The sequence below is a fragment of the Chryseobacterium sp. NG-CE01 genome (assembly GCF_055695505.1).
This window is the reverse complement of the sequence record NZ_CM146369.1, coordinates 1,694,538-1,719,220: the sequence shown is the minus strand read 5'-3', so window position 1 is coordinate 1,719,220 and position 24,683 is coordinate 1,694,538. Positions and strand designations below refer to the sequence as shown.

21 protein-coding genes are annotated in these 24,683 nt (G+C 38.0%); 3 read left to right on the top strand and 18 right to left on the bottom strand.

From position 1 onward, the window contains the following. Positions 1 to 37 precede the first annotated feature (37 nt). The gene (locus ACYT6F_RS08295; RefSeq protein WP_472600723.1) at positions 38 to 862 is read right to left on the bottom strand and encodes a purine-nucleoside phosphorylase; all 825 of its coding nucleotides are present in this window, start codon (positions 860 to 862) and stop codon (positions 38 to 40) included. After that, complete coding sequence (lpxK, locus tag ACYT6F_RS08290; protein ID WP_472600722.1) at positions 846 to 1,871, bottom strand: tetraacyldisaccharide 4'-kinase; 1,026 nt, start codon at positions 1,869 to 1,871, stop codon at positions 846 to 848. The genes ACYT6F_RS08295 and lpxK overlap by 17 nt, the downstream gene beginning before the upstream one ends. Before the next feature lie 129 nt (positions 1,872 to 2,000). Here lpxK and truA point away from each other — a divergent pair, with 129 nt between their 5' ends. After that, positions 2,001 to 2,744 carry a tRNA pseudouridine(38-40) synthase TruA gene (truA, locus tag ACYT6F_RS08285; RefSeq protein WP_472600721.1) on the top strand — a complete coding sequence of 248 codons (744 nt, stop codon included), beginning with the start codon at positions 2,001 to 2,003 and terminating at the stop codon, positions 2,742 to 2,744. A 181-nt stretch (positions 2,745 to 2,925) separates the two neighbouring features. Next, positions 2,926 to 4,674: an ABC transporter ATP-binding protein gene (locus ACYT6F_RS08280; protein ID WP_472600720.1), complete on the top strand. Its 1,749-nt coding sequence runs from the start codon at positions 2,926 to 2,928 to the stop codon at positions 4,672 to 4,674. Between the two features lie 239 nt (positions 4,675 to 4,913). On the opposite strand, the gene ACYT6F_RS08275 is transcribed toward ACYT6F_RS08280, so the two are convergent. Then, a complete protein-coding gene (locus ACYT6F_RS08275) occupies positions 4,914 to 5,777 on the bottom strand; it encodes a lysostaphin resistance A-like protein (RefSeq protein ID WP_472600719.1) in 864 nt (287 codons plus the stop codon). Between the two features lie 283 nt (positions 5,778 to 6,060). On the opposite strand from ACYT6F_RS08275, the gene ACYT6F_RS08270 reads away from it, so the two are divergent. Continuing rightward, complete coding sequence (locus ACYT6F_RS08270) at positions 6,061 to 6,273, top strand: hypothetical protein (protein ID WP_072955399.1); 213 nt, start codon at positions 6,061 to 6,063, stop codon at positions 6,271 to 6,273. A 57-nt stretch (positions 6,274 to 6,330) separates the two neighbouring features. On the opposite strand, the gene ACYT6F_RS08265 is transcribed toward ACYT6F_RS08270, so the two are convergent. The 15 genes from ACYT6F_RS08265 to rplK form a co-directional block, all read right to left on the bottom strand. After that, positions 6,331 to 7,623 (bottom strand): MFS transporter, encoded by a 1,293-nt coding sequence (locus ACYT6F_RS08265; RefSeq protein WP_472600718.1) that lies wholly within the window; start codon positions 7,621 to 7,623, stop codon positions 6,331 to 6,333. Between the two features lie 174 nt (positions 7,624 to 7,797). Further along, positions 7,798 to 8,544 carry a T9SS type A sorting domain-containing protein gene (locus ACYT6F_RS08260; protein ID WP_472600717.1) on the bottom strand — a complete coding sequence of 249 codons (747 nt, stop codon included), beginning with the start codon at positions 8,542 to 8,544 and terminating at the stop codon, positions 7,798 to 7,800. 3 nt (positions 8,545 to 8,547) lie between these two features. Next, complete coding sequence (locus ACYT6F_RS08255; RefSeq protein ID WP_472600716.1) at positions 8,548 to 9,075, bottom strand: ankyrin repeat domain-containing protein; 528 nt, start codon at positions 9,073 to 9,075, stop codon at positions 8,548 to 8,550. Then, positions 9,072 to 9,617, bottom strand: a complete 546-nt coding sequence (locus tag ACYT6F_RS08250; RefSeq protein WP_472600715.1) for a YceI family protein — start codon at positions 9,615 to 9,617, stop codon at positions 9,072 to 9,074. Before ACYT6F_RS08250 ends, ACYT6F_RS08255 begins: the two co-directional genes overlap by 4 nt. Before the next feature lie 9 nt (positions 9,618 to 9,626). Beyond that, positions 9,627 to 9,965, bottom strand: a complete 339-nt coding sequence (locus ACYT6F_RS08245) for a hypothetical protein (protein WP_472600714.1) — start codon at positions 9,963 to 9,965, stop codon at positions 9,627 to 9,629. Position 9,966: 1 nt separating this feature from the next. Beyond that, positions 9,967 to 10,812 (bottom strand): DUF5777 family beta-barrel protein, encoded by an 846-nt coding sequence (locus tag ACYT6F_RS08240; protein ID WP_472600713.1) that lies wholly within the window; start codon positions 10,810 to 10,812, stop codon positions 9,967 to 9,969. A gap of 122 nt (positions 10,813 to 10,934) precedes the next feature. Continuing rightward, complete coding sequence (locus ACYT6F_RS08235; protein ID WP_472600712.1) at positions 10,935 to 11,585, bottom strand: Crp/Fnr family transcriptional regulator; 651 nt, start codon at positions 11,583 to 11,585, stop codon at positions 10,935 to 10,937. A gap of 190 nt (positions 11,586 to 11,775) precedes the next feature. Beyond that, positions 11,776 to 12,081 (bottom strand): DUF3467 domain-containing protein, encoded by a 306-nt coding sequence (locus tag ACYT6F_RS08230; RefSeq protein WP_029295596.1) that lies wholly within the window; start codon positions 12,079 to 12,081, stop codon positions 11,776 to 11,778. 89 nt (positions 12,082 to 12,170) lie between these two features. Further along, a complete protein-coding gene (rpoC, locus tag ACYT6F_RS08225) occupies positions 12,171 to 16,436 on the bottom strand; it encodes a DNA-directed RNA polymerase subunit beta' (protein ID WP_472600711.1) in 4,266 nt (1,421 codons plus the stop codon). 165 nt (positions 16,437 to 16,601) lie between these two features. Beyond that, positions 16,602 to 20,423: a DNA-directed RNA polymerase subunit beta gene (rpoB, locus tag ACYT6F_RS08220; RefSeq protein ID WP_472600710.1), complete on the bottom strand. Its 3,822-nt coding sequence runs from the start codon at positions 20,421 to 20,423 to the stop codon at positions 16,602 to 16,604. A 565-nt stretch (positions 20,424 to 20,988) separates the two neighbouring features. Then, positions 20,989 to 21,978, bottom strand: a complete 990-nt coding sequence (locus ACYT6F_RS08215) for an IS110 family RNA-guided transposase (RefSeq protein WP_472597994.1) — start codon at positions 21,976 to 21,978, stop codon at positions 20,989 to 20,991. A 380-nt stretch (positions 21,979 to 22,358) separates the two neighbouring features. After that, positions 22,359 to 22,727 (bottom strand): 50S ribosomal protein L7/L12, encoded by a 369-nt coding sequence (rplL, locus tag ACYT6F_RS08210; protein ID WP_029295588.1) that lies wholly within the window; start codon positions 22,725 to 22,727, stop codon positions 22,359 to 22,361. 46 nt (positions 22,728 to 22,773) lie between these two features. Beyond that, the gene (rplJ, locus tag ACYT6F_RS08205) at positions 22,774 to 23,361 is read right to left on the bottom strand and encodes a 50S ribosomal protein L10 (RefSeq protein WP_472600709.1); all 588 of its coding nucleotides are present in this window, start codon (positions 23,359 to 23,361) and stop codon (positions 22,774 to 22,776) included. A 17-nt stretch (positions 23,362 to 23,378) separates the two neighbouring features. Next, the gene (rplA, locus tag ACYT6F_RS08200; RefSeq protein WP_169232142.1) at positions 23,379 to 24,071 is read right to left on the bottom strand and encodes a 50S ribosomal protein L1; all 693 of its coding nucleotides are present in this window, start codon (positions 24,069 to 24,071) and stop codon (positions 23,379 to 23,381) included. Between the two features lie 11 nt (positions 24,072 to 24,082). Then, positions 24,083 to 24,529 (bottom strand): 50S ribosomal protein L11, encoded by a 447-nt coding sequence (rplK, locus tag ACYT6F_RS08195; RefSeq protein WP_034702033.1) that lies wholly within the window; start codon positions 24,527 to 24,529, stop codon positions 24,083 to 24,085. Positions 24,530 to 24,683: the final 154 nt, after the last annotated feature.

The following is a 24,683-nucleotide window of genomic DNA, read 5'->3' as shown; positions in this document are numbered from 1 at the left end:
GAAAGCAACTGCCGGAAATTTGTACTATTGAAAAATTCTATAATGGTTGCGGATAGCTTTTAACGAGACCTTTTACCACTGTAATTACATGGGGCATCGCCTTATTGGCAGCATTGAGTACTTCTTCATGGGAAACAGAGAAGGCAATATCCGGACCGCCAAGGTCAGTAATTACCGAGATGCCAAAAACGTCCATTCCCATGTGCCGTGCTGCGATAACTTCCGGAACGGTACTCATTCCTACCATATCGCCGCCGATGGCTTTAATCATTCCGTATTCTGCTGGCGTTTCAAAAGTAGGACCCTGTAGCGCCACATAAACGCCCTGATGAACAGTAATATTATTATCGGAAGCAACTTTTTGTGCCACAGTAATCATATTTCTGTTATATGGTTCGCTCATATCTACAAAACGGGGACCCAGCTCATCCATATTTCTTCCACGTAGCGGATGTTCGGGCATCATATTGATATGATCTTTAATGATGGCAATATCTGCAATATTGTAGGCAGAATTTACCCCACCTGAAGCATTGGAAAGAATAAGATTTTTTATTCCCAGCAAATGAAAAACTCTGATCGGCAGCACTACATTTTCAATGGGATGGCCTTCGTAATAGTGAAAGCGGCCGCTCATCATGAGTACTCTTTTGCCCTCCAGCATTCCATAGATCAGTTTTCCGCTGTGGCCCGCAACTGTAGTCTGAGGAAAGTCAGGAATTTCAGCGTATTCAAATGTATGAATGATTTCTACCTCATCCTGTAGTTTTCCTAATCCCGAACCTAAAACGATGGCAAAATCAGGAGTATCATTGACAACGTTTTGTATGAAGCCCGTTATTTTTTTAATTTTTTCTAACATAATCCAGAATGATTTGGTTAAATTCTTCTTTCCTGTCAATAATCACATTGATAGGCCAGTAATACACAATATCTCTCAAGTAATCAAATGTTTTAAGCCGCACGTAATCTTTTTCTGTTGTTAAGATCAATTTGTACTCCCCAAGCTTTTTATATTCTGCTACGATATTTTTAATATCTGCTTCCGTAAAATTATGATGGTCACGGAATTTCAAATGCTTTACTCTCTGTGAAAATTTAGCAAGATGACTGATTAAAGGTTTTGGGTTGGCAATTCCTGTAATGAGGAGAATGTCGTAATAATTCAGGTTATTGTCGGGAAGTATTTTTTCTTTTCCGTACACATTTTCATCATAGCCTATGGATGAAAAGAATACTTTCTGGCGTCCGGAAGGTCTGATTCTCGAAATATAATATTGTTTGGTTTCTTCGGTAAGTTCGTCGGGGCATTTGCTGACCATGATGATGTCTGCTCTTTTGGATCCTGATCTTGATTCTCTTAAATCTCCTGCAGGAAGCAGATGATCTTTGAAATAAGGATCATTAAAATCGGTCATCATAATGGTAAAGCCTGGTTTTATGGCTCTGTGCTGCATCGCGTCATCCAGTACGAGAACATCGAGATCCATATCGGAGATTACTTTTTTAGCGCCGGGAACTCTTTCTTCAGAAACAGCTATCACGAAACGGTTTTTGAAACGCTCAAACAGCTGCATGGCTTCATCGCCCACCATTTTGTAGTTGCTTTCATAATTTGTCACTGCATAACCTTTGGTGAGTCTTCCATAGCCTCTGGAAAGAACTCCTGTTCTGTAATGTTTTGACAAAAACTGCGCAAGGTACATCACCATAGGAGATTTTCCGCTTCCGCCCACAGAAAGGTTACCGACACATATTATCGGTGTTCTGAATGTTGTCGACTTAAAAATTCCCAGATCATACATTGTGTTTCGGACACCCGTTACCATGCGATAACCTAGAGAAAAGGGATAAAGGTACCATCTTTTCATACCTTGCAAAAATAGGAATTTTCATATGGATTCAGCTCACTATGGTACCTACTTTTCGAGATTTATTTTAAAAATTGTATTGATGTTTATCACTTAATTAAAGTAATTTTGTAGACTTATTTTATTACAGTGAGGTATTTTATAGAATTTTCCTACAACGGCAAAAATTATTTCGGCTATCAGATTCAGCCAAATGCTGTTTCTGTGCAGGAAGAAATGGAAAAAGCACTTTCTACGATATTAAGGGAAGAGATCAAAACTACCGGTGCGGGAAGAACGGATACGGGTGTGCATGCCAAAAAAATTTTCGCGCATTTTGATACGGAGAAAATTCTTGATCAGGACCTTACCAGAAAGCTGAACAGCTTTCTGCCGCCGGATATTTCGGTTAAAAGAATTTTTCGGGTAAAGAATGATTTTCATGCCCGTTTTGATGCTACATTCAGGACGTATGAATATTATATTTCGCTAGAAAAAAATCCCTTCACGGAAGAATCTGCCTGGCAACACTGGCGAAGGCCGCTTGACATCAGACCCATGAATGAAGCGTGCAAAATCCTTTTCGAATATGAAGATTTTACCAGCTTTGCCAAACTTCATACGGATAATAAAACCAACCTCTGCAAAATCTATAAAGCAGAATGGGAACAAGACGGAAGCGAACTGAAATTCACTGTTTCGGCCAACCGTTTTCTGAGAAATATGGTGAGAGCTATTGTGGGAACTATGGTAGATATTGGTGCCGGAAAATTACAACCTGAAGATCTCCGCAAAGTCATTGAGAATAAGAACAGGAATTCAGCGGGTACTTCTGCACCGGCTCATGGGTTGTACCTGGTGGATGTGGGCTACGATTTTGAGCAATTAATTTAAAACTTTATAAATAAACCTTCAAGGTTGCGATCGGCTGAACTTTCCACTGAACAGTAATCTATATCATAAATAATAATGATCTGAAATTTTCTATGACTATTTGTACGGTTGGTAAGATTGTCAAATTTTAAAGTCTTATTTTTGTATAGAATTTAAATACCATTCTTTCGTCAATCATACAATGAAAAAACAAGATACCTGGGGCATAATCAAAAGGCTGTTCTTCATCGGAATGAAATTCCGTTCCTGGTTCGTCCTTACCCTGATTATCTCCCTTATACTGGCAATGGTTTCTACTTACAGGCCTTACCTTACCATGCAGGTGGTGGATAATGATATCACCAAGCTACAGGATAAGGCTTTAATGATGAAGCACATCTACATTTTAGTAGGTTTGGTTTTCGCAGAAACTGTTTTGAACTTTTTCCTGGTTTATTTTTCAAATTATATTTCACAGAATGTAATCAGGGATATCAGACAGAGGCTTTATAACAAACTGATTTATTTTAAAACTTCCTTCTTTGATAAAACACCGATCGGGCAGCTGGTTACCAGAGCGGTAGGAGATGTAGAAACAATCGCTACGGTATATACGGACGGTTTCCTGATGGTTTTCGGGGATGTGCTGAGGATTGTTTTTGTGTTGGTAATGATGTTCAGCACCAACGTTCATCTCAGTTATATTACGCTGGCTATTCTTCCTTTAATGGTGGTTATCACACGGTTTTTCCAGAAGAGACTAAAGAAAGCATTTGGTGATGAAAGAAACTGGACTTCCAACCAGAACTCTTTTGTTCAGGAAAGGCTTGCCGGAATGCCTATTATTCAGGTATTCAACAGGCAGGAATCTGAGTTTAAAAAGTTTGACGAGATTAATATAACATTAAAAGGTGCATTGCTGAGAACAGTGTTTATTTTCTCATTATTCTTTCCGGTGGTTGAACTAATTTCTTCACTTTTCATCGGATTTATTCTTTTTTACGGAGGTTATATCACGATCAGTGCCGGGGTTGTCATTGCATTTATCCAATATATTTCTATGCTGATACGTCCTTTGAGACAGATTGCAGACCGATTCAATAATATCCAGAGGGGTATTGTAGGTGCCGAAAGAGTATTGGGGCTGATGGATGAAGAAAATTCAATGCCGAATACAGGAACCGTACAGAAAGATCATTTTGACGGAAAGATAGAATTCAGAAATGTTCATTTTGCTTATGATGAAAAGCAGGAAGTATTAAAGGGAATTGATTTTAAGGTAAATCCGGGGGAAACGGTAGCCATTGTAGGAGCAACCGGAGCCGGGAAATCAACCATTATCAGCCTGATTACAAGACTTTATGATATCAATTCCGGGAGTATTCTTATTGACGATGTAGATCTTAAAGATTATGAACTTTACTGCCTCCGAAGCCATATAGGCGTGGTGCTGCAGGATGTTTTCCTGTTCCACGGAAGTATTTTTGAGAATCTTTCTTTTGGTGATGATACCATTACGCTTGAAAAGATTAAAGCCGGAGCGAAGGAGATTGAGGTCGACGAATTTATAGAAAGTCTGCCGGGAGGATATGATTATGTAGTAAGCGAAAGAGGCTCTTCTATTTCTCTTGGCCAGAGACAGCTATTATCTTTCCTGAGAGCATACCTTTCGGATCCGAAAATCCTTATCTTGGATGAAGCTACCTCATCCATAGACCACGAAAGTGAAAAGCTGATCCAGAGAGCCACGGAAAAGATTACGAAAAACAGAACATCGATTATCATTGCGCACAGGCTTTCCACGATTGAAAAGGCGGATAAAATAATCGTTATGGAACATGGTAAAATTGTTGAAGAAGGCAAACACCTGGAGCTTCTGGATAAGAACGGATATTATGCTACTTTATACAAAGCGCAGCTGAGACATGAAGTGGAACTGAAGGAAGAGTAAGACAAATAATTAAGATAATTAATAAGAGGTTAGAATTACAGATATTTTAACCTCTTATTTTTTAATTTTTATTTAACACATAGATTTTAATAATACAATTAAAAGCTTATCATTATAAGATAAAGGGAATACCTAAGTCTTAAAAATCTATGATCTTTATTTTTGAAAGCTTATATCTAAATTTATAAGATAACTTCTATCTCTTTTACGGTTAAATTGACATTAGTAAACACACTTTTTCATTCAATATCATATTTCTTCCGTAGGATCTTCAAAAACTCTTCTTTGGAAATTCCTTTTTTAGATTCAAAATTAATATCAATCAAACCTTCATCAGTGCGGAGTTTTCCTTTTCCATATATATAGTCTAATAAATCCTGAAACTGATACCGCCTGGCCGTGATCTCATATATTTTACCACCTTCAATATGAGCATGAATTGTAACAGTGCTGACAAAAGCTTTTTCTTCGATCTTTATCTGATATTCTGAAGCATTCTCCACAAAAGCAGGGGTAAAAAGCACGTAAGCCGAAGGAACAATAATGGCAAAAAGGAAATTCCAAATGGCATGATACAGCATACTGTACAAAATATTGAGCCTTACTCTGATATAGCTAAGAATTAAGCCGCCTGACAGCTGTGATGCGATAATTAAAGGTGACAAGGCATAAAATTCCCAGGAATCATTAACGTAATTATTCAGGTGAACAAATCCGAATAAAATTGAGGATATGTAGACTAGAAACGGGAAAATCTTGTTCCACTTTTCTCTTCTCATGAATCTTGAAAATATTTTTTTATACCGTAAAGAATACCGGAAAATTAATTCTTCCGATAACGGTGCAATAACAACGGTTAAGAATACGGCATTCAATAAGGTTAGATTTTTAAATATTTCACTTTCTTCAACCTCAATGAATTTTTCAACGACATATTGTAAAGGAAATATAAATATCAGTGAAAAAATAATTTCCAAAGCCAGCATATTGAATATTAAAGAAACTTTTTTTCCGGCAGTAGCATCCAACTGAACATCATTTGGCCTTGTAATGAATCGTATTAAGTCAACAGCATCATCTTTAAATTTTATTAAATAACTCACAGAAATTTTTCATCAATAAGTTGTTCCGCAATACTTATTGTTACAGGGATTTCTTAGTTTAAAATTTTTGTTTAATTTTTTCATTCAATAACAAAATATTCAATTGATTTAAAATTTTATTAAAATAATTCAAAAACAAAGAAATTCTTGATAAAACACCAATAATTTCTTGCATTTGTCTTCAAAAATTCATTATCTTTATGTTAGATTTCAGATACACCCCTGAATTTTGGTAGGGTGTTTGATATAAAAACATAGTTTTAATTAAAATCCAAAAATATAGATGAAAAATATCCAAGACGAATTTCAGGTTTTTAAAGATGAATTGAGAAAGTTGAATATCGAAGTTCAGAAAGTAGTGAAGGTGGGAAACGGAAGTATGGATTTCCACGAAGTATTTTACAAATCGCCAAGATATGAAGACGTAAAGAGTGTATATGTTCAGCGACATAACCTGGACAATATTCTCGCCAAATTTAAGCAAGCCTATCATTAAATAGAACCCGCGGCTCAGATTCTCTGAGTCGCGGGTCTTTTATACACTATCATTTTATTAATCTTTATCAAGGGAAGAGGTTTTCTTTGTCTCTTTCATTCTTGAATAGACAATAAAAGAAAAGAAAATACAGGCTGTAATGTACCAGTAGAAATAATGCTCTACCTGCTGCTGCTTAAACCACAACGCCAGATATTCTGCCGTTCCTCCGAAAATCGCTACTGTTAATGCATATGGAAGCCCTACTCCCAACGCTCTTACTTCAGCCGGGAAAAGTTCTGCCTTTACCACCGCATTAATAGAAGTATAACCGCTCACAATAAGTAATGCTGCCATGATCAGGAAAAAAGCTCCCCAAATAGACGTGGTTGTGCTTAGAGCATTCAGTAATGGATAGGTGAATACAGTACCGAGAATCCCGAAGCTCAGCAACAGTGGTCTTCTTCCTATTTTATCTGATAAAGCTCCAAAGACAGGCTGCAGACAAGCAAAAATAAAAAGAGAAATAAAGGAAATCAATGTAGATTCCTCTTTTGTAAGATGAACCGTGTTTACCAGAAATTTCTGCATGTAAGTGGTATAAGTATAAAAGGCAAGTGTTCCGCCTAAGGTAAGCCCTACAACAGTCAGTAATGCTTTTGGGTGCTTTAATAATTCTTTGAGGGTTCCTTTTTTGTTTTCATCCACACTTTTTTTAGTTTCAAATGCTTCGGTTTCATGAAGATTGGCCCGCAGATACAAGGCAATGACCGAAAGGAGCGCTCCGACAACAAAGGGAATTCTCCAGCCCCAGCTTTCAAGCTGACTTTCGGTAAGTAGAACTTTCTGTAAAACGAGCTGAATTCCCAAAGCGATTAGTTGTCCGCCAATGAGGGTAACATACTGAAAGCTGGAGTAAAATCCGCGACGATCCGGAGTTGCCATTTCGCTGAGGTAGGTTGCAGAAACACCGTACTCACCTCCCACACTCAATCCCTGCAGAAGCCTCGCTATCAATAAAAGTAACGGAGCCAAGACTCCTATTGTATTATAAGTCGGGGTAAGCGCAATCAGGAGTGATCCGAAAGACATAAGTAATACCGAAAACGTCATCGCTTTTTTCCGGCCGATCCGGTCTGCAATACTTCCAAATAGCCATCCGCCTACAGGGCGCATAAGAAATCCTACGGCAAAAATTCCCGCGGTATTCAGCAGCTGTGCCGTCATATCAGAATCAGGGAAGAATGAATTTGAAAAGTAAATAGCAAATGCTGCATAAGCATACCAATCGTACCATTCAACGAGATTTCCGACGGATCCTCCCACAATAGCTTTGATTCTCTGCGCAGTGGTGATTTGAGAAGTTTTCATACCGGAAAGATATTTCTTTTTCGATAGATGTAAAAGATGCCTGGTAAAATTTCTTCTATAAATGGTAAATGATTCTACCTTTGGTTATGCAGCAAAAGAGAATCTTGTGGATCATTATTAAATTTCGGGGCGGCGGCTTTGCCGCCGCCCCGAAATTATTTTTAGGCACTTTAATTATTCTTTGATAAGCTGTTCAAAAGCTGTTGAACCGTCTTTCAGAGTAATTTCAAGATAGTAATTCCCTGATTTCAGATCGGAAACATTGATTTCTTTATCCATCTTCATACTTCTGATTTTTCTTCCCGTAGACTCAAAAATGTCAACCGATTTTATTTTATCAGCATTTTTGAAGCTTACCGTTTCTTTTGCAGGATTTGGATACAGAATAATATTTTTGTTTTCCGCAGTTACTTCATCCGTTGCCAATACGGATGTTCTGGTTAACGTTGCATAATCTCTCAAAGCACCGTGATTTCCTACGGCTAAATTTCCGGCTCTTCTTGCATAGAAAATATCAATACTGGTATTGTCATTGGAGATTGCAAAATCTCCTGAACCACCAGACAGGCTTCTTGTTGCTATAATAGTCCTTGTGCTTCCGGATACGGTATTGGAAGTAACTGTCCAGTCCTGAGAAGGATCCGCAGTTGGAGTAAAGCCTATCCCGTTAAATGAATAATCTCTGTTTGCAGTAGAATTGTAAATAAAGCCATCTGCACCTGATGCCATTCCACTGTTTCCGAAACCTATTCCCAGCATTGAACTGCTGTCTCCCGTTAAAGTTAAGGTAACCGTTGTTGGATTGGTAACAATTTTTACGGTCATAGAGGCAGTGGGTAAATTCACCGTGCCTGTTGAGAAAAACTGTGCTGCGAGTGAAGATGCCAGAGCCATTGATAAAGTAAGTAAAATTTTTTTCATAGATTAATTTTTTAAGATATTAATGATTTCTTTATTGTTGGTTTGCAGGGCGTACTCAAAAGGTGTCATTCCCTGTGAATCTTTTATCGTCTTATCAGCCTTGTATTTAAGCAGTAGCTCCGTTAATTCCTTATTTCCAAACTTTACAGCCCAAAATAAGGGTGTAGCACCATTAGCATCTGTAATATTAGGATCGGCATTTTTTTTCAAAATATGCTGTACAAGTTCTTTGTTGTATTTTACCGCAAGGCCGGACAAAGCTGTGCCTTCTCTGCTTTTATAATTTACATCTTTCACGTTGTCAATCAAAAAATTGGCAACTTCAATATTGCCACGATAACAGGCAAGAATAAGTGGTGTAAACCCGCTATCATTGGTTTGATTGATGACATCCGGATTCTGCTTCATCAGTTCTTTCACTTCCGCAACAGTTCCTGTACGGGCAACATCAAAAATTGATTTTGCCTTATCCTGGGCCGTTGTCAATGTGAATCCCAGAAATATGCTTAAAAGTAGTATCAGTTTTTTCATTGTTTTACCAATACATAATTATATTCAACATTCACGGTTTCCGCTACTTTTTTCAATACCATTTTAGGGATCGTTACTTTATGATCAGCAGCTTTTACCGTAAATCCTCCCGACATAAAAATTTTTCCGTCTTTGGCATATATTGCTGCAGTTGAAGTGTAAGCCTTTGCCACTCCATGGAAATTAAGAGTTCCCTGAACAGTATATTTCTGAGGTGAAGCCGTAAGTTTCGATTTATCAAAATTTACAATTTTACCGCTAAAAGTGGTCTTCGGAAATTTCGCTGTTTCTGCATAGCTTTCATTGAAATGCTCTTCCATAAGCTTGGTTTTAAAGTGAAAATTTTTCACTACCGAAACGGAAGCAATATCGCCGTTATCTGCATTGAACACAACAACATTATCATCGTCCTGTGCAAAAACGTCTTCAAAAAGAGGAACTGACGCTTCAAAGGTCACTTTTCCTGTTTTGGACATGTATTTTTGGGCAAAAAACAGATTACCCGTTATCATTAACATGATGAATACAATCAGCTTTTTCATAATAAATATTTAGTTTTCGGAAAGACCATCGGCTTTCCATTTGGTGATAATATTGATTTGTGTAGGTGACAAACTTCCGCCCTGCGGCATTTTCAACGGATCTCCGTTGGGTCTGTTGATTCGGTTTATAATATTGTCAATATTATTTTTCACCTGAGCATAATTGGTTAAAGCCTGAGCACCAGGAGAATGACAGCTTACACAGTTGCCATCAATAATTGCCTTAACATCTTTATTGTAAGTTACTGTTTCCGGAACAGGAGTATTGTCGGAAATTTCTTCATAGGTTCTGCTTTCACAGGCAATACATACCGCTGCCGTTGAAATGATATAAATAAACTTTTTCATATTAAAAAACTCTATAAAGATTAAACCCGAAAAAAATCTGTCCTTTTTCCCACTTTCCCGTAGCGTTCGTAAGATATCCTATATCTGAATTGATTTGTGAATTGGTAAACAACAGCTGGAAAACATGCCCTCCTGTTTCAATGTCCATTCCTACGGAAAGAGGATTTTTATAGAAACTGTGGTTATCGAAGTTCACGAAATATTCTGCGTTGATGGATACTCTCTTTGATATTTTATATCTTCCTCCAAGACCTGTCAGAAACTGATTATTATCTTCTATTGCAGGCTCATAAAGATTTTTATGAACGTAAGACGGGGTAAGCTGTAAAGAAAAGTTATCATTAAACCTTCTGGAAATTAAAGCTTGGGTGAGATAGGAAAGCCTGTCTCCGAACTTAAGATGCGGATAATTATCCGTACTCAGATCCGTATTTACAGCCATCACATTATATCCCACAATGTCAACGGGGAAGTTATCATTTTGCTTTACTAATCTATATTTTGCTCCGCCTTCAAAGGTTTTTTGATTGGTTTCTCTGGATAAATTTAATGAAAGCCAGTCTGTAGCTCCATAAATTACACCCAGTTTGGTAGAGGCGTCATCCAGCCCGAAAAAATCTTTAAATCCTTTACTTACATCTCCGAAACGGTGTGCTACAACAATATACCATTCCTTTTTGGCAGGAAGTTTTGTAGATTGTCCCGTAACAATCTGTAACGCTTTAAAGGCTGGCTGGGAATTATCTGTGTTTTTTGTTTGAATGGTGTCAATATCTTTTAGCAGATCTTCCTGTGCAAAGGCGAAACCTGAAACAAATACTGACAAAAAAAGTAGGGTTTTTGTCATACAGTTTATATTATAATTAATATGACAAACTTATATACTTATCTTCTCAAAATTAGGTGATAAAAGTCACCGATAGGATTGTTTTTATCAATTGAATTGTTCAATCAGCTATATATAATTTATTAACCCTGTATAACATTTTCATTCACAATAACTTGTATTCCTTCTTTTGTCTGGGAAATTTCGCCCTCATTTTCAATTTTTTTCAGCACGCGGCTTACGACTTCCCGGGAGGTCCCCAGATTACTGGCGATTTCTCTGTGCGTAAGCTTAACAGGATTGTTTCCGGTAAGCGAAATCTGTTGCCTGATATAATTCAGCACTCTCTTGTCCAGACGGTGGAAAACGGCATCATTCACCATATTCATAACGTCCGAAAATCTTTTATCGTATTCATGGTAAAAAAGCCTGTTGATCTCAGGAAATTGTATCAGCCATTCATGAACAACCGACACAGGAATGAGCAGGACTTCCGAGTCTTCCTCGGCTACTGCATAAACCCGGCTTATGTAGTCCGTGAAAATGGACGAGAACGTCATAAGACAGCTGTCATTGGCCCTGATATAATAATAAATAAGTTCGCGGCCGTCATTTAAGGTAAAAACCCTGATGCATCCTTTAATTAAAAAAGGAACGAATTTATTTTTCTGTCCTTCACGGATGATTTCAGATTTTGATTTAACTTCAGTAATAACTGCATTTTTTTCAAGTTCAGTTAAAAATTCCGCACCTAAGAAGCCAAATTTATTGAGAATAAATTGATTGTTTATCATATCCTTATCATATTCTCACACAAAGATATAAAATTGAGTATTCCGTATGCTATATTTTTAATCTATTCCTAAAATTTATAATAAACAGACTTTATTTTTAAATATAAAACCAAGATTTATAAAAATCTCATGGAACCACAAAAAAATGCCCCATAAAAATGGAGCATTTCTTTTATGAAGATGAGTAATCTTAAGCGTTTACGTTGTTTCCTCCTAATACGAAAGGTTCAACTTCTTTGATCTCTCCGAATTGCTGCTCGTAGTTAGCAATATTCTGTTGAAGTGCAGAAAGTACTCTTTTTGCGTGAAGCGGAGCAAGAATCACTCTTGATCTTACTTTCGCCTGCTGTACACCCGGCATTAACTGGATGAAATCTACTACAAACTCAGATGGAGAATGGTTTACCAAAGCTAAATTAGCATAGATACCAGCCGCTACCATTTCGTTTAATTCGATGTTGATGTTTCCGTCTTGTGGGTTTTGATTGTTGTCCATTTGTTATAAATTATATTTTAAAAAATTCGAAATTTGAGATTGTGAAAGTATAAAAATAATTTCAAACCTCAAATTTCAAATTATGAATTTTAGTTTAGATCTTCGAATTCTTTCTTAGAACCAACGATTACATTCTGGTATTCTTTAAGACCTGTACCTGCAGGAATTCTGTGTCCTACAATTACATTTTCTTTAAGACCACCAAGATAGTCTACTTTCCCGGCAACAGCAGCTTCGTTAAGAACCTTTGTCGTTTCCTGGAATGATGCTGCAGACATGAAAGATTTCGTCTGAAGCGCTGCTCTTGTAATTCCCTGCAATACAGGTGTTGCTGTAGCAGGTAAAGCATCTCTTACTTCTACTAAAGCCTGATCTTCACGCTTCAACTTAGAGTTTTCATCTCTTAATTCTCTTGCCGTAATCATCTGTCCCGGTTTGAAGATTTTGGAATCTCCCGCTTCAGTAACTACTTTAAGGCCAAATACTCTGTTGTTCTCTTCCAAGAAATCGTATTTGTGTTCAAGAGCTCCTTCAAGGAACTGAGTATCACCTCCATCAACGATGGATACTTTCGTCATCATCTGTCTTACAATGATTTCGAAATGCTTGTCGTCGATTTTTACCCCTTGTAAACGGTAAACTTCCTGAATTTCATTTACTAAGTATTCCTGAACAGCTGTTGGACCTTTGATTCTTAAGATATCGTCCGGTGTGATTGATCCGTCAGAAAGTGGCGAGCCAGCTCTTACGAAGTCATTCTCCTGTACCAGGATCTGGTTGGATAATTTAACCAAATAAATTTTTCTTTCACCAGTTTTAGCTTCAACGATCAATTCACGGTTACCTCTCTTAATTTTTCCGTAAGAAACTACCCCGTCGATTTCTGTAACCACCGCTGGGTTTGAAGGGTTTCTTGCTTCGAATAATTCGGTAACTCTCGGAAGACCTCCGGTGATATCCCCGGCTTTTGCAGATTTTCTCGGGATTTTGATTAAGACTTTACCCGCCTTAATTTTTTCACCATCGTTTACCATTAAGTGGGCTCCTACCGGTAAGTTGTATGCTTTCTGCTCAACTCCTTTAGAATCTACCACTTTCAGCGTAGGTACGGCTTTCTTATTTCTTGATTCGGAGATTACTTTCTCTTCAAATCCTGTCTGTTCGTCAATTTCCAACTGGAATGAAACCCCTTGGATGATATCTTCGTATTCAACCTTACCTGCAGTTTCTGCAATAATAACGGCGTTATACGGATCCCATCTACAGATTACGTCTCCTTTTTTCACTTTATCACCAGGTTTTACTGATAATATGGAACCGTAAGGTACGTTGGCAACCATTAATGGAGTTCTGGACTCATTATCAGCAACCAATCTGAATTCCGTTGAACGGGAAACCACAACTTCAGCAGTATTACCGTTTTCGTCTTCAGAAGTAATGGTTCTTACTTCATCCATTTCAACGATACCGTCTCTTCTTGCAACGATGGAAGGATTCTCTGATACGTTTCCTGCAGTCCCCCCCTGGTGGAAGGTTCTTAACGTAAGCTGAGTTCCCGGTTCCCCGATGGATTGTGCTGCAATTACACCAACCGCTTCACCCATGTGGATCATCTTACCTGTTGCTAGGTTTCTACCGTAACATTTTGCACAGATCCCTTTCTTAGCCTCACAAGTTAATGGTGAACGAACTTCCACAGCTTCTAATCCTGCTTCTTCTATTCTCTTAGCTAAAGCTTCAGAGATTACCTGATCTGCCTCAGTGATTAATTCGTCTGATTCCGGATCATAAATATTATGTAAAGAAACTCTACCTAAGATTCTTTCAGAGATTCTTTCAACGATCTCGTCATTTTTCTTAAGTGCAGTAACTTCTGTACCTCTTAAAGTTCCACAGTCGTCTTCTGTAACGATAACATCCTGTGCAACGTCTACCAATCTTCTCGTTAAGTAACCTGCATCGGCAGTCTTAAGAGCGGTATCCGCAAGACCTTTACGGGCACCGTGGGTAGAGATAAAGTATTCTAGGATGGAAAGACCTTCTTTAAAGTTTGCAAGAATCGGGTTTTCAATGATCTCCGCTCCGGTAGAACCGGCTTTCTGCGGTTTTGCCATCAAACCTCTCATCCCTGATAACTGACGGATCTGTTCCTTAGAACCCCTCGCTCCGGAGTCAAGCATCATGTATACAGAGTTGAAACCACCCTGATCAACTTTCATTCTGCTCATGATCATTTCAGTCAATCCGGCGTTGGTATTTGTCCAAACGTCGATTACCTGGTTATAACGTTCTGTATCGGTAATAAGACCCATGTTATAGTTGGCTCTGATTTCGTCTACAGTTTCGATAGATTGTGCAATCATCTGTTTTTTCTCAACAGGAACCACGATGTCTCCTAATGAGAATGAAAGGCCTCCTTTGAATGCGTTTGAATACCCTAAGTCTTTCATGGCATCAAGGAACTTCACGGTTGTAGGGAAATCCGTATCAGCAAGGATCTTACCGATAACGTTTCTTAATGATTTCTTCGTAAGAAGTTCATTAATATATCCTACCTGCTTAGGCACGATCTGGTTGAACAAAATTCTACCTACAGAAGTTTCGATAAGTCTTGTAACGATTTCTCCGTTTTCTTTGATTGGCAGTCTACATCTTACTTTAGCATTTAAAGATACTCTTCCTTCTGCATAAGCGATTTCCGCTTCCTCAGGAGAATAGAATGCAAGACCTTCACCCTTCACTTTCATATCTTCTGTAGAGCTTAATTCTTTAGTCATGAAATAAAGACCAAGAACCATGTCCTGAGAAGGTACCGTAATCGGAGAACCGTTTGCCGGGTTCAAGATGTTCTGAGAACCTAGCATTAATAACTGAGCTTCAAGGATTGCTTCAGGACCTAACGGTAAATGTACCGCCATCTGGTCACCATCGAAATCGGCGTTGAATGCCGTTGTTACCAACGGGTGCAGCTGAATCGCTTTACCTTCAATCATTTTAGGCTGGAATGCCTGAATACCCAGTCTGTGAAGCGTAGGTGCCCTGTTCAATAGTACCGGGTGACCTTTCATCACGTTTTCAAGTATATCGTATACAACAGGCTCTTTTCTGTCGATGATTCTCTTTGCAGATTTTACTGTTTTTACAATTCCTCTTTCAATCAGTTTTCTGATGATGAATGGTTTGTAAAGCTCAGCAGCCATATCTTTAGGGATACCACACTCGTGAAGTTGTAAGTTTGGACCTACAACAATTACCGAACGCGCAGAGTAATCTACCCTTTTTCCTAATAAGTTCTGACGGAAACGACCCTGCTTACCTTTCAATGAATCTGAAAGTGATTTCAATGGTCTGTTTGATTCAGATTTTACAGCTGAAGATTTTCTTGTATTATCGAATAATGAATCTACTGATTCCTGAAGCATACGCTTCTCGTTTCTTAAGATTACTTCCGGAGCTTTGATCTCCAATAATCTCTTCAAACGGTTATTTCTGATAATAACTCTTCTGTAAAGGTCATTCAAATCGGAAGTAGCGAAACGTCCACCATCCAACGGAACCAATGGTCTTAATTCCGGCGGGATAACTGGAAGCACACGCATGATCATCCACTCAGGCTTGTTGATCATTCTTGTATTAGCACCTCTCAATGCTTCTACAACGTTCAATCTTTTAAGAGCTTCAGTTCTTCTTTGTTTTGAACCTTCATTGTGCGCTTTGTGTCTCAGGTCGAAAGATAATGCATCAAGGTCGATTCTTTTTAATAATTCCTCAACCGCTTCAGCACCCATTTTAGCGATGAATTTGTTCGGATCGGAATCATCAAGATACTGGTTCTCGATTGGAAGAGTTTCCATGATATCAAGGTACTCTTCTTCAGTTAAGAACTCCATATTTTCGAAATCGGAACCGTCTAACTTTTTAGCAATACCCTGTTGAATCACCACATATCTTTCGTAATAGATGATCATATCCAATTTCTTAGAAGGAATTCCTAAAAGGTAACCGATTTTGTTGGGTAAAGAACGGAAATACCAGATGTGCGCAATTGGAACAACAAGGTTGATATGCCCGATTCTTTCTCTACGTACTTTTTTCTCTGTAACTTCTACTCCACAACGGTCACACACGATCCCTTTGTAACGAATTCTCTTGTACTTACCACAAGCACATTCGTAATCCTTTACAGGACCGAAGATTTTTTCACAGAACAAACCGTCTCTTTCAGGTTTATGCGTTCTGTAGTTAATAGTTTCCGGCTTAAGAACCTCCCCTCTTGATTCCTGAAGAATCGATTCCGGAGAAGCTAAACCGATGGTTATTTTATTAAATCTACTTGATTTATTTTTATTTGACATAATTTTTTTGGTTTAAGGTTCAGTGTTTAAAGTTTCAGGTAATGTCCCTTTAAAATCAAAACCATTTAAATTAAATTTAGGCTAAAGCCAAATTGTCAATTTTATTTATATGGACGGGCTAAAGCCCGCCGCTATTGAACATTATTAATTAACAAAAATTAATAATTACTCCTCCAATCTTACGTCTAATCCAAGACCTTGCAACTCGTGAAGCAATACATTGAATGATTCCGGAATACCTGGTTCAGGCATGGATTCACCTTTTGCAATGGCTTCATAAGTCTTCGCTCTACCAATCACGTCATCCGACTTCACGGTAAGGATCTCTCTAAGGATATTTGATGCTCCGAATGCTTCAAGAGCCCAAACCTCCATCTCCCCGAATCTCTGACCTCCGAACTGAGCTTTACCTCCTAACGGCTGCTGAGTAATCAATGAGTATGGACCGATAGAACGTGCGTGCATTTTATCATCAACCATGTGACCTAGTTTCAACATGTAGATTACCCCTACTGTTGCAGCCTGAGTAAATCTTTCTCCGGTACCACCATCATAAAGATACGTGTGACCGAATTTTGGAAGACCTGCTTTCTCAGTATATTCAGTAATCTGATCAAGACTTGCTCCGTCGAAGATCGGTGTCGCGAACTTCAATCCTAATTTCTGACCAGCCCATCCAAGAACTGTTTCATAGATCTGACCGATGTTCATACGAGAAGGTACCCCAAGTGGATTCAGTACGATATCTACCGGTGTTCCGTCTTCAAGGAATGGCATATCTTCTTCACGAACGATTCTCGAAACGATACCTTTGTTACCGTGACGTCCTGCCATTTTATCTCCAACATTGAGTTTACGTTTCTTAGCGATGTAAACTTTAGCCAACTTCATGATACCTGCAGGAAGCTCGTCTCCGATTGAAATTGCAAATTTCTCACGGTTTTTAACTCCTTGAATATCGTTGTACTTGATTTTATAATTATGAATTAATTGCTTGATTAATTCATTTTTATCGTTATCAACAGTCCAGTCTGAACCGCTAACGTTTACATAATCTTCAACTGAAGTCAATAATTTGTGAGTGAACTTCACCCCTTTACCGATAATTTCCTCATCAAGGTCATTTTTAACCCCTTGAGAAGTTTTACCGCTTACCAGGGTATTTAATTTTTCAATTAAAGTGTTTCTCAAATCATCAAACTTAGCCTTGTAAGTGTTTTCAATTTCTTCAAGCTTAAGTTTTTCTTCAGTTCTTTTCTTTTTGTCTTTAATATTTCTAGAGAACAATTTCTTGTCGATAACAACACCTCGTAATGATGAGTCTGCTTTCAATGAAGCATCTTTCACATCACCGGCTTTGTCACCGAAGATCGCTCTAAGAAGTTTTTCTTCAGGCGTTGGGTCAGATTCACCTTTTGGAGTGATTTTACCAATCATAATATCTCCAGGCTTCACTTCAGCACCGATTCTGATCATACCGTTCTCGTCAAGATCTTTAGTAGCTTCTTCAGAAACGTTTGGAATATCTGCTGTCAATTCTTCCATACCTAATTTGGTATCACGAACTTCAAGAGAATATTCATCTACGTGAATTGAAGTAAACCAGTCTTCACGAACCACTTTTTCATTGATTACGATCGCATCCTCGAAGTTGTATCCTTTCCAAGGCATGAACGCAACCACTAAGTTTCTACCAAGAGCCAATTCTCCTTTTTCAGTAGCATAACCGTCGCAAAGTACCTGTCCTTTTTCCACTACATCACCCACTCTTACGTTTGGTCTTAGGGTAATGGTTGTACTCTGGTTGGTTTTTCTGAACTTAGTTAAGTTATATGTTTTCGTAGCAGACTCAAATTGTACTAAATCTTCGTCTTCGCTTCTTTCATATTTAATAACGATTCTGTCGGCATCCACATACTCTACCGTACCTGTGCCTTCAGCGTTAATCAAAATTCTTGAATCTCTTGCTACCTGCTGTTCAAGACCTGTACCCACTACCGGAGCCTGTGGCTTCAATAAAGGAACTGCCTGACGCATCATGTTGGATCCCATCAATGCACGGTTTGCATCATCATGCTCAAGGAACGGAATTAACGAAGCTGAAATACCGGAAATCTGGTTTGGCGCTACATCGATAAGATTAACCTGAGAAGGTTCCACTACCGGATAGTCACCATCCAATCTTGCAATAATTCTGTCTGTTAAGAAGTCACCATTATCACTCAATTCAACGTTTGCCTGAGCAATCACTTTATCTTCTTCATCCTCAGCATTTAAGTAGATAGGATCAGCATTAAGATCAATCTTGCTGTCTGCTACTTTTCTGTACGGAGTTTCGATGAAACCAAGTCTGTTAATCTTAGCATAAATACCTAAAGATGAAATCAAACCGATGTTTGGTCCTTCCGGAGTTTCAATCGGACAAATTCTTCCGTAGTGGGTATGGTGAACGTCTCGAACCTCGAAACCTGCTCTTTCTCTTGATAAACCTCCAGGTCCTAGTGCAGAAAGTCTACGCTTGTGCGTGATTTCTGAAAGCGGGTTGGTCTGGTCCATAAACTGAGAAAGCTGGTTGGTACCAAAGAATGAGTTGATTACAGATGTTAACGTTTTCGCATTAACAAGATCAAGCGGTGTAAAGATTTCGTTATCTCTAACGTTCATTCTTTCCTTGATTGTTCTCGCAATTCTTGAAAGACCTACCCCGAACTGTCCTGCCAATTGCTCACCAACAGTTTTGATTCTTCTATTTGATAAGTGATCGATATCATCAACATCAGTTTTTGAGTTTACCAATTCGATCAGGTGTCTTACAATTGCAATGATATCTTCTTTTGTAAGAACCTCAGTTGTTGTAGGAATGTTTAGACTTAATTTTTTGTTCAGTCTGTAACGTCCAACTTCACCAAGAGAATATCTTTGCTCAGAGAAGAATAATTTTTCAATGATTCCTCTTGCTGTTTCCTCATCTGGTGGATCTGCGTTTCTTAACTGACGGTAGATATATTCTACCGCTTCTTTTTCAGAGTTGGTAGGGTCTTTTTGTAGTGTATTCTGGATGATAGAGAATTCATTGCTGTTTTCTTTGTGGATCAAAATAGACTTCACACCAGCATCAAGAATAAGATCTAAATGTTCCTTTTCAAGAATTGTTTCTCTATCCAGGATAATTTCGTTTCTTTCAATAGAAACTACTTCACCTGTATCTTCGTCTACGAAATCTTCAAACCAAGTGTTCAAAACTCTCGCAGCTAATGTTCTTCCTTCTACTTTTTTAAGGGCAGCTTTAGAAACTTTAACTTCTTCGGCAAGGTCAAAGATCTGAAGGATATCTTTATCAGATTCGTAACCAATTGCTCTTAACAAAGTTGTTAACGGTAATTTTTTCTTACGGTCGATATACGCGTACATTACGCTGTTGATATCGGTTGTAAATTCCATCCAAGATCCTTTGAAAGGGATAATTCTTGAATAGTATAATTTGGTTCCGTTTGCGTGGTATGTCTGCCCGAAGAATACACCTGGTGAACGGTGTAACTGGGTAACGATAACTCTTTCAGCACCATTGATGATGAAAGATCCACTAGGCGTCATATAAGGAACCGGACCTAAGTATACATCCTGAACTACGGTTTGGAAATCTTCGTGCTCAGGGTCTGTACAATACAATTTAAGCCTTGCTTTAAGAGGGACAGAATATGTCAATCCTCTTTCCACACACTCATCGATTGAATAACGCGGAGAATCTACCAGATAATCAAGGAATTCCAACACAAATTGGTTTCTGGAATCCGTAATCGGGAAGTTTTCCTGAAAAGTCTTGTAAAGACCTTCATTCGTTCTGTCTTCAGGAAGCGTATCAAGCTGGAAAAACTCTTTAAAAGACTCGATCTGGATATCCAGGAAGTCAGGAGTGATAATTTTTCCTTTTGCTGATGAGAAATTAATTCTCGGCGTTCCCTTAGTTGTTGCTGTTGTTTTACTCATAAAACTTTTAAGAAAGGGTTAAAAAATATTTTGATTCATTAAAAAATATCAGAAAAGAACAAGAAAAGAAAAAATAAGGTAAAAGTGTTTTGGCGCTCACGAAGGACCTTGAATTCTTTAACTTTGCACTTGGCTCTTTCTAACTGCAACACTGGTATATCTTTTCACAGCGTAATGCAAAATATTTTTATTACTTTTGAGGCAGAATGGCCATAATATCTATATACAACAAAGCCCTTTCATATAATGAAAGAGTTGATTCACAGTATTTTATAGAATTATAAACAATTTTTCGCGCCAAAAGAGACTGCAAATTTACGAAAAGTTATCCACATTTACAACTTTATTGAATAATTTAATATTGATTATACTTATTCGGAATGCTTGTTTAAAAGCTAGTCAAAAATTCCTGAAATTTCCTAGTATACTTTAAAGAAAAATTCTCATCTGTAAAAATCAATCTCATATTGATAGAAAAAAACTTTTATTCATATGGTGGCTGAGGCTCCGAAGCCACCAGTCCTAACATCATAGCCCCGATGTTCTATGTTCATATGCAAATTATTTAAGTTAAAATTTTCAAGTTCTTTTGATAATCTGCTTGATAAGCCATTTTGTTTTTCACCACACCAAAACAGATTCTTAGAAGCTTGTTGCAAACAGCAATTAAGGCTAATTTCTTGGGCTTCCCTTTTCCTAGTAAACGAAGGTAAAGCTCTTTACAAGGTACATTATGCTTTATTGCTGTCCAAGAACAAACATAAAGAAGGCTGCGGATATGGGGTTTAGAAGTTCTGCATTTACCCGGTGAATAAGATTTCCTGCCGGACTGGTAAATCCGGGGTGCCAAGCCAAAGTATTTAACCAATGATTTGGCAGAATCAAAATTCTTAAAACCGGAAGTGGCAGCCATTAACTGAAGCGTTGTTTTCTCACCGATTCCCGAGACACTTTGTATTAAATCTTTTACTTCCTTAAATTCATCATCCTGAAGTTTAGGAAGACGTAGTTCAACCTCCCTGATCTCTTTTTCCAATTGTTTAAGCCTTTTTTCATAATGCTTCTCTGTATTGGGATTCAGGTGAGGATGAAAGCGAAGAGCTTTAAGTTTAACACTATACCTGCGTTTCTCTTCTTCCAAATCGTTCAGCAATTTGAGTTCCTGATCAAGATGTTCAATCTCAATATTTTTGGGTTGATAACATTCAGGGCTAAACATCTCCCCGTAATGCCTTATGAGCCGAGCATCTTCAGAATCCGTTTTAGTGATAATATTCTTCATCCTGGCAAAGTGCTTTACCGACATGCAATTAATCAGGCTCGTCTCAAAGCCTTTACCCAAAGAAAGATGAAGCACTCTGCTGCTGTAATTACCCGTAGCTTCGATAACACAGCAATAATCATCTGTTGAAAATTTGTTTAAAAAAGATAAAATCGAACGCTGGCTGTTTTCAATGTTTTGCACCTGGTCCTGATTATTGTTGTCATTGAAGCTCACAGTTAAAAACTTCGCTCCTACATCCACACCAATCACTTTTTTTGATAATTTTGTCATCGTCAATCTTTTTATAAAGAGGTTTTCTTCTGATCCACCATGGTAAAAGTTTACCGAAAACAACGTTCTATCCGGATTTGGAAGAAAACAGCAGCAGGGGAATAAAATCAGGGGCGATATCGGAGTATCAATTGAGCGTTTACCTTTATCCTGCTGCTTTTCTCTTTGTTATTATTTTTAACTAAAATAGTAATCTATATTTCTTAATACAAACTTACCATAGGAGCATTTGTTTGAGCTCATTTTTTTGGTTTCAGCGCGGCGGCTTCGCCGCCGCGCTGAAACCAAAAAAAATAGCGAGTGCGGATAGCGGGATTTAGCTTCTTAACAAAAAAAGCCCGGACAAATGTCCAGGCTTTATATTTTATAGATAATTGAAATTATTTCAATTCTACTTCAGCACCAGCTTCTTCTAATTGCTTCTTAAGAGCTTCAGCTTCGTCTTTAGAGATACCAGTTTTGATTGGAGCAGGAGCACCATCTACGATATCTTTAGCTTCTTTAAGACCAGCACCAGTTAAATCTTTTACCAATTTAACGATCGCTAATTTAGAAGCACCTGCAGACTTAAGAATTACGTCGAATTCAGTTTTTTCTTCAGCAGCTTCAGCAGCACCTCCACCTGCAACTACAACTGCAGCAGCAGCTGGCTCAATTCCGTACTCATCCTTAAGGATAGCAGCTAATTCGTTTACGTCTTTTACTGTTAAGTTTACTAGCGTTTCAGCTAAATTTTTTAAATCTGACATTGTTGTAATGTTTTTGTTGATTATTTATTTAATTTTTTGAGTGTAATTATTCAGCAGCTGGAGCTTCTCCTTCTGCAGCTGGAGTTTCCGGTGTTTCAGAAGCCGGTGTTTCTTCTACTGCAGGAGCTGCTTCTTCAGCCGGAGCTTCTGTAGTTTCAGATTTGTTTTGAAGAGCAGAAACAACTCTCTGGATTGGAGACTGAAGTAATCCGATGATTTCACCGATCATTTCTTCTCTAGACTTGATGCTCACTAAAGTATCAAGGTTATTGTCACCAAGATAGAAAGTTTCCTGTACGAAAGCTGATTTCAATGCAGGTTTTTCTTCTTTCTTTCTGAAGTCTTTGATTAATTTTGCAGGAGCGTTAGCTGTTTCAGCAATCATTAATGCAGAGTTTCCTTTGAAAGTTTCGAACATTTCAGAGAAGTTCACTCCGTCAATCTGCTCCATTGCTTTTTGCAAAAGTGTATTTTTCACCACTTTAACTTTGATATTTTGCTTGAAAGCCTGTCTTCTGAATTCTGAAGATCTAGCAGCGTTCAAACCGTCCAGATCAGCTACATATACTACTTTAGCATCCTGAAGCAAATCTTTGATCTCTTGTATCGCTACAACTTTTTGGTCTTTTGTCATTGTCTTAGGATTTAGTATTAGTTAATAGCTTTAGTATCGATTGCAATACCCGGACTCATTGTAGAAGATAAATAGATAGATTTCACATAAGTACCTTTAGCAGCAGTTGGCTTCATTTTAATCAAAGTAGAGATCAATTCCTGAGCATTTTCCTTGATTTTAGCAGCATCGAAAGATACTTTGCCAATACCAGCGTGGATAATTCCGTATTTGTCTACTTTAAAGTCAATTTTACCAGCTTTTACTTCAGTTACTGCCTTACCAATTTCCATAGTTACAGTTCCTGATTTAGGGTTCGGCATTAAACCTCTTGGTCCTAATACTCTACCTAATGGTCCTAATTTACCCATTACAGCCGGCATGGTAACGATAACGTCAACATCTGTCCAACCTTCTTTGATTTTTTGTAAATATTCGTCAAGACCTACATAATCAGCACCAGCTTCTTTAGCTTCAGCTTCTTTATCCGGAGTTACCAAAGCCAAAACTTTAACATCCTTACCGGTTCCGTGAGGAAGAGATACTACACCTCTTACCATTTGGTTTGCTTTTCTTGGATCTACACCCAATCTTACAGCGATATCTACAGAAGCATCAAACTTTGCAGTGTTCACTTCTTTTACAAGAGCTGAACCTTCTTCAAGGTTATAGATTCTTCCTTTTTCTACTTTGCTTAAAGCTTCCTTTTGCTTTTTAGTCAATTTTGCCATTTCTTTAAGTATTAAGCGTTAAAAGTTGGTTTAGTTCCTGTTACTCTTAATCCCATAGATCTAGCAGTACCTGCAACCATAGAAACTGCAGAATCCATTGTAAAGCAGTTAAGGTCAGTCATTTTATCTTCAGCGATTTTCTTCACCTGATCCCAAGATACAGAACCTACTTTGTTTCTGTTTGGTTCTCCGGAACCACCCTTGATTTTAGCCGCATCCATTAACTGGATTGCTGCAGGAGGAGTTTTAATTACGAATTCAAAAGATTTGTCTTCGTATACTGTAATTACTACAGGTAAAACTTGTCCCGGCTTATCTTGAGTTCTTCCGTTAAATTGCTTACAAAACTCCATGATGTTCACACCTGCAGAACCCAAAGCTGGACCTACTGGTGGAGAAGGGTTAGCTGCGCCACCTTTCACCTGAAGCTTTACCATTTTAAAGACTTTTTTAGCCATTGTTTGTTTTTTAAATTTGAATAATTAATGAGTTTGGAAGCATTATTATTCAGCAGGTTATCATTCTCACATTAGATAAGCCTACTTTTCGGACTGCAAAATTATAAAATATTTTTGAAATAGCAAATTGATATTCTTATTTTTATATAATTTT